The organism is Stieleria sp., from assembly GCF_041595215.1.
Classification (GTDB): domain Bacteria; phylum Planctomycetota; class Planctomycetia; order Pirellulales; family Pirellulaceae; genus Stieleria; species Stieleria magnilauensis.
Map to the genome: position 1 here is coordinate 1 of NZ_JBFHKV010000251.1, position 9049 is coordinate 9049.

At 60.9% G+C, this 9049-nt stretch carries 6 protein-coding genes; 2 read left to right on the forward strand and 4 right to left on the reverse strand.

What is annotated here, in order from left to right; translation table 11 throughout:
* Positions 1–289: 289 nt before the first annotated feature.
* Both ABX749_RS11875 and glgC read right to left on the reverse strand, forming a co-directional pair.
* Positions 290–1711 (reverse strand): POT family MFS transporter, encoded by a 1422-nt coding sequence (locus ABX749_RS11875; RefSeq protein WP_372896168.1) that lies wholly within the window; start codon positions 1709–1711, stop codon positions 290–292.
* Between the two features lie 177 nt (positions 1712–1888).
* Positions 1889–3178 (reverse strand): glucose-1-phosphate adenylyltransferase, encoded by a 1290-nt coding sequence (glgC, locus tag ABX749_RS11880; protein WP_372896169.1) that lies wholly within the window; start codon positions 3176–3178, stop codon positions 1889–1891.
* Positions 3179–3662: 484 nt separating this feature from the next.
* Between glgC and ABX749_RS11885 the strand changes: the two genes are divergently transcribed.
* Both ABX749_RS11885 and ABX749_RS11890 read left to right on the forward strand, forming a co-directional pair.
* Entirely contained in the window at positions 3663–5192 is a 1530-nt protein-coding gene (locus tag ABX749_RS11885; RefSeq protein WP_372896170.1) for a Do family serine endopeptidase, read from the forward strand.
* Positions 5193–5364: 172 nt separating this feature from the next.
* On the forward strand, positions 5365–5841 hold the full coding sequence (locus ABX749_RS11890) for a 6-pyruvoyl tetrahydropterin synthase family protein (protein WP_372896171.1): 477 nt from the start codon (positions 5365–5367) through the stop codon (positions 5839–5841).
* 70 nt (positions 5842–5911) lie between these two features.
* On the opposite strand, the gene ABX749_RS11895 is transcribed toward ABX749_RS11890, so the two are convergent.
* Positions 5912–7333, reverse strand: coding sequence for a DUF1501 domain-containing protein (locus ABX749_RS11895; RefSeq protein WP_372896172.1), 1422 nt, complete (start codon positions 7331–7333; stop codon positions 5912–5914).
* 2 nt (positions 7334–7335) lie between these two features.
* Positions 7336–9049 (reverse strand): DUF1549 and DUF1553 domain-containing protein (locus ABX749_RS11900; RefSeq protein ID WP_372896173.1); only part of this gene is annotated, 1714 nt, incomplete at its 5' end.

Genomic DNA, 9049 nt, shown 5'->3' on the forward strand with positions numbered 1-9049 from the left:
CCCGCGCCCACCGATCCCGACGGGATCGCAGCGATTAGCCGGAGGTCAGCGTAGCGCCACCTCCGGTGCCGGACGCGTTCTCGCGTCCCACCGATCCCGGAGGGATCACAGCAAGTAGCCGGAGGTCAGCGCAGCGTCACCTCCGGTGCCGAACGCGCTCTCGCGTCCTTTCGATCCCGACGGGATCGCAGCCAGTAGCCGGAGGTCAGCGTAGCGCCACCTCCGGAGACGGACGCGTTCTCGCGCCCCACCGATCCCGACGGGATCGCAGCAAGACGCCGTTGCGAACCTATGCGGTTCCTTCGGCTTCGGCTTCCGCGTCGACTTCGGATTCTTGGATGTACTGCTTTCCGCGATAGGTCACCGCGACGGCGATGAAGATCACGGCGGCGACCAGCATCAGTCCGGTGAAGAACCAGTAATACGACGCCCCCGGCAACTTGGACGTACCGTCGGCGTTGCTGATCACGGCATTGACGCCGGCGGTGATGAAGTTGCCCAGGGAGACCGACAGCAGGTAAAAGCTCATCACGATACTTTTCATGCTGTTGGGCGCCTGCGTGTAACTGAATTCCAAGCACGTGATGGAGACCATGACTTCGGCAGCGGTCAACAGAATGTACGCCAACACCTGCCACGAAATACTCGGTGTGCCTCCGTTCTGAATCGACGTTTCAATCAAGGCGCTGATCGAGAACGCGAAGACGGTGACAAACATCCCGATCGTGATCTTGCGAAGCGGGGTGAGCGGAAAGAATTTGCTGATCGCGGGATAGACCGCGTAGCTGAACAGCGGCACCAGGATCAGGATCAGGAACGGATTGGCCGCTTGGATCTGGCTGGATAATAATTCCACCCCCATCACCGTGCGGTCCATGTTTTCGGCCTGCAAGACCCAGGCGCTGGCCGTCTGATCAAACAGGCTCCAAAACACCGCGACGAGGATGTAGATTGGGGCCAGTCGAAGCAGCGCCTGGCCGCCTTCGCCGGTGAACGCTTCGCGAAAGACTTGGGGGCCGCGGGGGGGAATGTGGACGAACTTGTTGCGTCCCATCCAGAACAGCAAGGTCGCGATCGCCATCAAGATGCCCGGCACACCGAACGCGATTTGGGGTCCGTATCGATCCAGCAGCCAGGGCGTCAGCACGGTGGAGGCAAACGCGCCCAGATTGATCGCGACGTAGAACCAGCCGAACACCTTGCTGAGCAGATGAGAATTCTTGGTGCCGAATTGGTCACCGACGTGGGCGGAAACACAGGGCTTGATCGCACCGGTGCCCAGCGCGATCAGGCTCAGTCCGATGGCCAGCCCCAAACGGGTTTCGTCGAGCGCCAGCGCCAGGTGCCCGAAACAGTAGAGCACCGAGAGGTAGAGAATGGTTTTGTATTTTCCGAACAGCCAGTCGGCCAGGAACGCACCCAGCAGCGGAGTGAAGTAGGCGGCCATCACGAAGGTGTGGACCCAGAACTTGGCGTCGTTGTCGCTCATCGGGTCGACGTCGCCGCTGTTGCCGATCAGGTATTGGGTCATGAAGACGGTCAGGATCGCCTTCATGCCGTAGAAGCTGAACCGCTCGGCCGCCTCGTTGCCGACGATGTAGGGAATCCCCGGCGGCATCGTCGTGATGGGATACGGCGTGGTTTGCCAGCCCTGGTTGTTTTCCGGGGGCGTGTTCGAATCCGACGTTTCGCTGGGCGGTGTATAGGGCACGATGCTTCGCCATGGTTGCGTGAAAGGAATCGTTCGCTTCGACGCACATCATGCCCGACTGGCCCCATCGGGACAACGGAGGTTTAGAACCCTCCCCGGCCTTTTCATTCGCTGGTTGCCCGAAGAGGTGAGCGAGGGGCGTTGCGTGGCGCCTTGCCGGTAACATGCCGGCTGCAATCAAACGCCGGCTTGTCCCACCGTCGCCGGCTCGGCCGGGCAATGCGGTGTGATCAGTTCGCCTCGGCTGATCACGACCAGTCCGCTTTCGGTGACCTTGAATCCACGTTCGGCATCGGCGATCGGGTCGAAACCGATCTCGGTTTCCGGCGGGATCGAAACCCCCTTGTCGACGATCACGCGCCGCAGCCGGCTGCGGCGCCCGACGTTCACCTCGTCAAACAAGATGCTGTCCTCGACCGAGGAATAACTGTTGATTCGCACGCCGGGGCCGATGACGCTGCGGGCGACACTGCCGCCACTGATGATCGCGCCCTGGCAAACCAACGAATCCATCGCCGTCCCCCGACGCGTCGAGATGCCTTCGCTGCCGAAAACAAATTTCGGAGGCGGCAACATCGGCTGGAACGCACGCACCGGCCAATGCTTGTCGTACAAGTTCAACTGCGGATCGATGCTGATCAGGTCCATCGTCGCTTCGTAGTACGCGTCGATCGTCCCGACGTCGCGCCAATAGGCGTCCGACTTGCGGTTTTCGTCCAAGAACGGAAACGCGCACACCAGGTGCGAATCGATCGCCTTGGGGATGATGTTCTTGCCGAAATCGTGATCGCTGTCCATCTGTGTGGCGTCGGCGCACAGCTGCTCGTACAGGAACCGGGCGTTGAACACATAGATTCCCATCGACGCCAAGCAGAACTCGGGGTCCTCGGGCGTCGCAATCGGGTTCTCGGGCTTCTCTTGAAATCCGATGACGCGGCCGTCCAGATCGGTTTGCATGACGCCGAATTGCCGTGCCTCGTCGACCCGCACGCGCAACGCACCGATCGTGATGTCGGCATCGAGCTTGCGATGGTGATCGACCATCGGCCCGTAGTTCATCTTGTAGATGTGGTCGCCCGCCAGGATCACGATGTGCTCGGGCTGTTCCCGCTCGATCGCGTAGATGTTTTGGTAGACCGCATCGGCGGTCCCGGAATACCAATTGCCCGCGATCCGCTGCTGGGGCGGAACGACGTCGATGAACTCACCGAGTTCGCGACAGAAGTAATTCCGCCACGCCAGATTGATGTGTCGGTCCAGCGATTGGGCTTTGTACTGAGTCAACAACAGCAGCCGCCGCATGTCGCTGTTGAGACAATTACTGAGCACAAAATCGATGATCCGGTAGAGACCACCAAAGGGCACCGCGGGTTTCGCGCGGTCGCGGGTCAGGGGTTCCAATCGCGACCCCCGTCCGCCTGCCAAAATCACCGTCAACGTGTCACGCATTCGAGCCACCCGTTCCATGGTCAGGTGCTTCGCCCAATCCCGGACGGACCACCCAGTAAATCGTTGCGAATCAATTTGGGTCGGAATCGATTCTGGTCGAAATCGATCGTCCCACGGGGGCCACCAGGTTCGCTGCCGGCACCCCAAGCTCTAAACAGCAATACGGAATAGCGTACCAGAATTTCAAGACCCGCCGCAGCCATAAACGGCGTGTAATCTACCCAAAAAACCGAATATCGACGGAATATCTGCCGTGGATCGGGTTTGGCCTGCTGTTTGCTACCGCCTGACGGGTCGTGCCAAGTTGTCAGCCGACGGTGCGAGCGGTGGACGGGCGCGCTACGATGACGTCACCCCGCGGACGGCGAAAAAGTGGCGGTGTCAGCGTCGAACTGGACATGATCCATCGCTTGCGGCGATCGGATCGATCGCCGGCTGTGGCGTGAAAAAATGTCAGCAGAGAACGAAGTTTTTACAACCAAAGCATAAGGGAGTCTCAACGATGCCCAATACGGTAATGTCCCCATCCTGGAAACCGATCAGTGGTGCCCTCGGTGCGATGATCTTGGGATCGCTCGTCACCGGCGCGGTGATGACCGTACCGGGATTCATGCGTAATGACCCGGGCGCCCAAGACGTGGTTGCGACGCAGTCGGCCGCCGTCGCGGGGCCGGTCGGCCAAGCGTCGCCGCTGCCGGGGCAGAACCTGGGAGCCGCACAGGATTTGTCGACGGCGTTTCGCAACGTTGCCAATTTGATGCGGCCGAGCGTCGTCAGCATCAACACCAAGGCGACTCAGATCATTCGCGGGCAACGGGTTCCGCCAGGGCTGCCGCCGGGTTTTGAACAGTTTTTCAATCTGCCCGAAGGCCAGCCACAACGTCGCGAAGAGAGCGGAATGGGAAGTGGCGTGATCGTTCGCAGCGACGGCTACATCTTGACCAACAATCACGTGGTCGAAGGCGCCGACGAACTGGAGGTCGAGTTTTCTGACGGAAAGAAAGCCCCCGGACGGATCATCGGCACCGACCCCCAGACCGATCTGGCCGTCGTCAAGGTGGACCGCACCGATCTCAAAGCGGCTTCGCTGGGCAACTCCGACGCCATTCAAGTCGGCGATTGGGTGGTCGCGATCGGCAGCCCCTTCGGACTCGATCAAACCGTCACGGCGGGGATCATCAGCGGGAAAAACCGGATCCGCGGCATCATCGGCGACGGAGCCGGGTTTGAAGACTTCCTGCAGACCGATGCCGCGATCAACCCCGGAAACTCCGGCGGCCCGCTGGTCAACTTGCGCGGCGAACTGGTCGGGATCAACACCGCCATCATGTCCCGCAGCGGATCGAGCGCGGGTATCGGTTTCGCCATTCCGGTCTCACTGGCCGCTCCGGTTTTGAATTCCATTATCGAAAACGGAACCGTACGGCGCGGCTTCTTGGGCGCCAGCTTGGGACCGGTCAATGAGGAAACGATCGAAGGCTACCAGTTGAAGGCCAAGCGGGGTGTGCTGATCGAATCGGTGCTCGAAGGGATGCCGGCCGACCAGGCGGGGATCCAGCCCGGCGACGTCGTCGTGGCGATCGACGGACGCCCGATGAGGACCCACGCGCAGATGCGGAACTATGTCGCCAGCCGTCCGCCGGGAGCCCAAATGCAGCTGGAGCTTGATCGTGACGGCAAGCCGCTGCAAGTCCGCGTCGATCTGAAGGAGCGCACCGAAGAGGTGATGGCCCAGTTCGGATCCGGCGAAGTGATGGGCGCCGAATTGGTGCCGGTCACCCCGGCGACCGCCCAGAAATATGGCTACCGGAACCTGGAATCGGGACTGATCATCACCGGCATCAAGGACAACAGCATCGCCGAACGCGACGGGCTGGAAGTCGGCGATGTCATCCAGACGGCGGGAGGATTGCCGCTGACCTCGGCCCGCCAATTGGAGGTGATCTTGGACGAGTACAAACGCCAGAATCAGCCCTGTCGCGTGACCATCCGTCGCGGCAATCAAATGCTGTTGATGGTCGTGCGGGAATAGCCCGCATGCGTTGGCGAGGGGCCGCGCGGCGCCCCTCGCTCACGCGCCGGCGGCTCACCTGTCGCGCTAACGCAGCCTCGGAAACGTCGCGGTTGACGCCTTGCAAGACTTTCCTGTCGGGTTAGCTTTAAACGGTCCGCATCCCTCGACTTTCCAACACGCGAGTTTTTCCATGGCTTTGACCATCATGCGTCGCATCAAATTCTGTGCCGGACACCGCCTGTTCGGCCACGGCGGAAAATGCGAGCACTTTCACGGCCACAACTACGTCGCGGATTTTTTCGTCCAAGGGGATGTCCAGGACGAGGTCGGCCGGATTCTCGACTTTTCGGTGCTCAAACAGCGCGTCAAGGGATGGATCGATGAGCATTGGGATCACAGCTTCCTGATCCACCAGGACGACGCCAACGCCCGTCAGGCTCTGGAATTGGTCAAACCCAGCCGATTCTTTGTGATGCCGTACAACCCGACAGCGGAGAACATGGCCAAGTACTTGCTCGAGGAGATGTGCCCCGAAGTGTTGGAAGGAACCGGGGCGCGGGCCTGTCAGGTCCGGATCTGGGAAACCGACGAATCGTATGCCGAAGCATCGTTGGACCCCACCGGCGGTGAGGCGGTGACCTATTCCGCGATGGCGGTCGGCGAATAAACCAGCCGAGTCGTCTGCCGCAACTGGCTCTTCGCTGCGGCATCACTGGTCAGACTCTCGCGAACCAGTCTCACGCGAACCAGTCGTCAACGACACGGCCGTGGACGTCGGTGAGACGGAAATCGCGTCCGGAATAGCGATAGGTCAGCCGGGTGTGGTCGATCCCCATCAGGTGCAGCACGGTCGCGTGCAAATCATGGACGTGGACTCGTTTCTCGACCGCGTGCATCCCGAAATCGTCGGTTGCCCCGTGCGTGTATCCGCCGCGCACCCCGCCTCCGGCCAGCCACATCGAAAATCCGGTGTGATGATGGTCGCGCCCCGCTTTCTTGGGATCTTTGTCTTTGTCGACCTGGGCGTAGGGGGTGCGTCCGAATTCACCGCCCCAGATCACCAGCGTGTCATCCAGCATCCCGCGGCGTTTCAAGTCCGACAATAGCGCCGCGGTGACTCGATCGGCGTCGGCGCAGAGCGTTTCATGGCCGGAGTTGTTGTTGCGGTGGGTGTCCCAAGGTTGCTTGCTGTTCTTTTTGACATAGAACACTTGGACCACGCGGACACCGCGCTCCAGTAGGCGTCGGCCCAGCAAGCAGCTGCGGCCGAATTCTGAATCGCCGTAGGCCTGTCGCGTCCGTTGGCTCTCACGCTGCAGATCAAACGCTTCGGACGCTTCGCGCTGCATCTCAAAGGCCAACTCCATCGATCGAATGTGTGTTTCCAACGCGGCTTCGCCGGGGCGTTGTTGTCGATGAATCCGGTTGAATTGTTGCAGCAAGTCCAATTGCTCGCGTTGATCGGAACGCGACAGGTGCGGGTGCCGAATGTTGTGGATCAGTTTTTCGACATCGGAATGATTGGTGTCGATCTCGATGCCCTGGTGCTGACCGGGCAGAAACGCGTTGGACCACAGTTGCGGGCCGACGACGGGCAGCCCCGGCGAGAGTGCGACGAACGACGGCAGGTTCGCGTTTGCACTGCCCAAGCCGTAGGACAACCACGACCCCATGCTGGGACGCGTCGGTTGTTGATGCCCCGATTGCATCAGCAACAAGCCCGGTTCGTGATTGGGGACATCGGTGTGCATCGAACGAACGACGCACAAGTCGTCGGCATGATCGGCCAGCTTGGGAAACAGCTCGCTCATCACGACGCCGCTCTCGCCATGGGCGCTGAACTTGAACGGTGATGGCATGTAACCGCCGGCGCGGTTCTTCTTGTCGATCGAATGGTCATTCGGCGATTGGCCCGCGTGTTTGGCCAGCAACGGTTTGGGGTCAAAGGTGTCGACGTGTGACGGTGCACCGTTCATGAACAAGAAAATCACCCGCTTGGCCCGCGCCCGGTGATGCAGCCCATCACCGACAGAGCTATCGCTGACAGTGGCATCGCCGGCAAGGATCTGGCTTGACGCCAGGGCCGACATCAAACCGACCGACCCGAAGCCGGCGCCGCTGCGACGGAAGAGATTTCGGCGAGAGAAGGTATCGTGCATGATCAATCCAACATGAACATTTCATTGCTGATCAACAGCGTCTGTGCGAGGCCGTTCCAACGTTCTCGGATGCCGTCGGCGACATAGCGTTCGGCAAGCTCGCGTTCTTCGTCACTGGGCGTTCTTCCGTAGACCAATTGCCAGGCAAACACGATCCGCTGGCGATCGGTCGGGCGGGCGGTTCGGACTCGTTCGGCCAGCATCGACGCGTGGTGAATCAGGAACGGGCTGTTGAGCAGAAACAGTTTCTGCAAGGGAGTGGTGGTTTCGTGGCGGCCGGGGCTGTGCGCATTGGGGTCGGGGAAATCGAACCGCGCCAGCATGGGGCTCAGGTCCAATCGGCTGACCTCGCTGTAAACGGTTCGGCGCCCGGTCGAGGTCTGTTGGGGATCGATCGAGCGGCCGCCGATTTGGGTGTCGAGTCCACCCGAGGCGGACAGGATGGCGTCGCGATAAGCTTCCAAGCTCAACCGTCGTCGCGGCATCCGCCAACGCCACTGATTGTCCGGATCGGTCTCGGATTGAACCGGATCGATTTCGCTGCTTTGGCCGTAGGTGGCCGACAGAACGATTTCCCGCTGCAACCACTTCAGCGACCACCCTGCGTTCATGAATCGAACCGCCAAGTCATCCAGCAGCAACGGGTGGGAGGGGCGCCCGCCGAGTGAACCAAAGTTGCTCGGTGTTGCGACGATCGGCGCGCCCATCAACTGGTGCCAGACCCGATTGACGATCACACGGGCGGTCAGCGGATTGGATGAATGAACGACCGCGTCGGCCAGCGCCGCTCGGCCGCTGCCGTTGCTGAATCCGCCGGCGAATCCGTCGGCAGCGGCAGGCTCGGTCTGAGTGGGTGTGAGCACGGTCAAGAAACCGCGTGGGACGGTTTCGCCGAGACGTTTGGCGTCCCCACGGATCATCACCTTTAAATCTTGTGGTTTGCCTTCACGGACGATGTGCACGGCGTCTTGTGGTTTTTTCGCTTGCGGGCCGTTGGTTTCGACGGACTCATCGAGCGGCCGATTGAACATTTCGGTGCTGGCAAAGACACCGGCCAAGGCGTAGTAGTCCGCAGTCGGGACGGGATCGTATTTGTGGTCGTGACAGCGTGCACAGGCGACGGTCAGCCCCAGCAAGCCACGCGAAACGGTGTCGATGCGATCTTCCCATTCGTCGGCCATCACCTCCGGGTCGTTGCGACGGTAGTACTTGGGGCCGAGTCCGAGGAATCCGAGTGCCACGTGTCGTTCCGGGGCGCCGGGATGAAGCAGATCGGCCGCCAATTGATCCCTGACGAAATCGTCATACGGCATGTCGCCTGCCAACGCGTGGATGACCCAATCGCGGTACAGGTAGGCGTTGGGATAGGTCAGCGAATCATTGTTGCCAACGATGTGCGCCTGGTCTTCGGCGTAACGTGCGACGTCCAGCCAGATGCGAGCCCACCGTTCACCGTGTTGGGGTGAAGCCAACAATCGATCGACGACACGGAGTTTGGCTTGGGGGCTATTGTCAGCCTGGAATGCTTCCACCTCTTCGATCGTCGGCGGCAACCCGGTCAGATCAAAACTGACACGCCGCAACCAGGTCCGTTTGGATGCCGGCGGGTTGGGCGACAGCCCGTGCTGCGAAAGTCTGGCGAAGACGAACCGATCCAGTTTGTTCGCCGCCCAGGACGATCCGGCACCCTCGTGACCGGCGATCTCACTGGGTTGA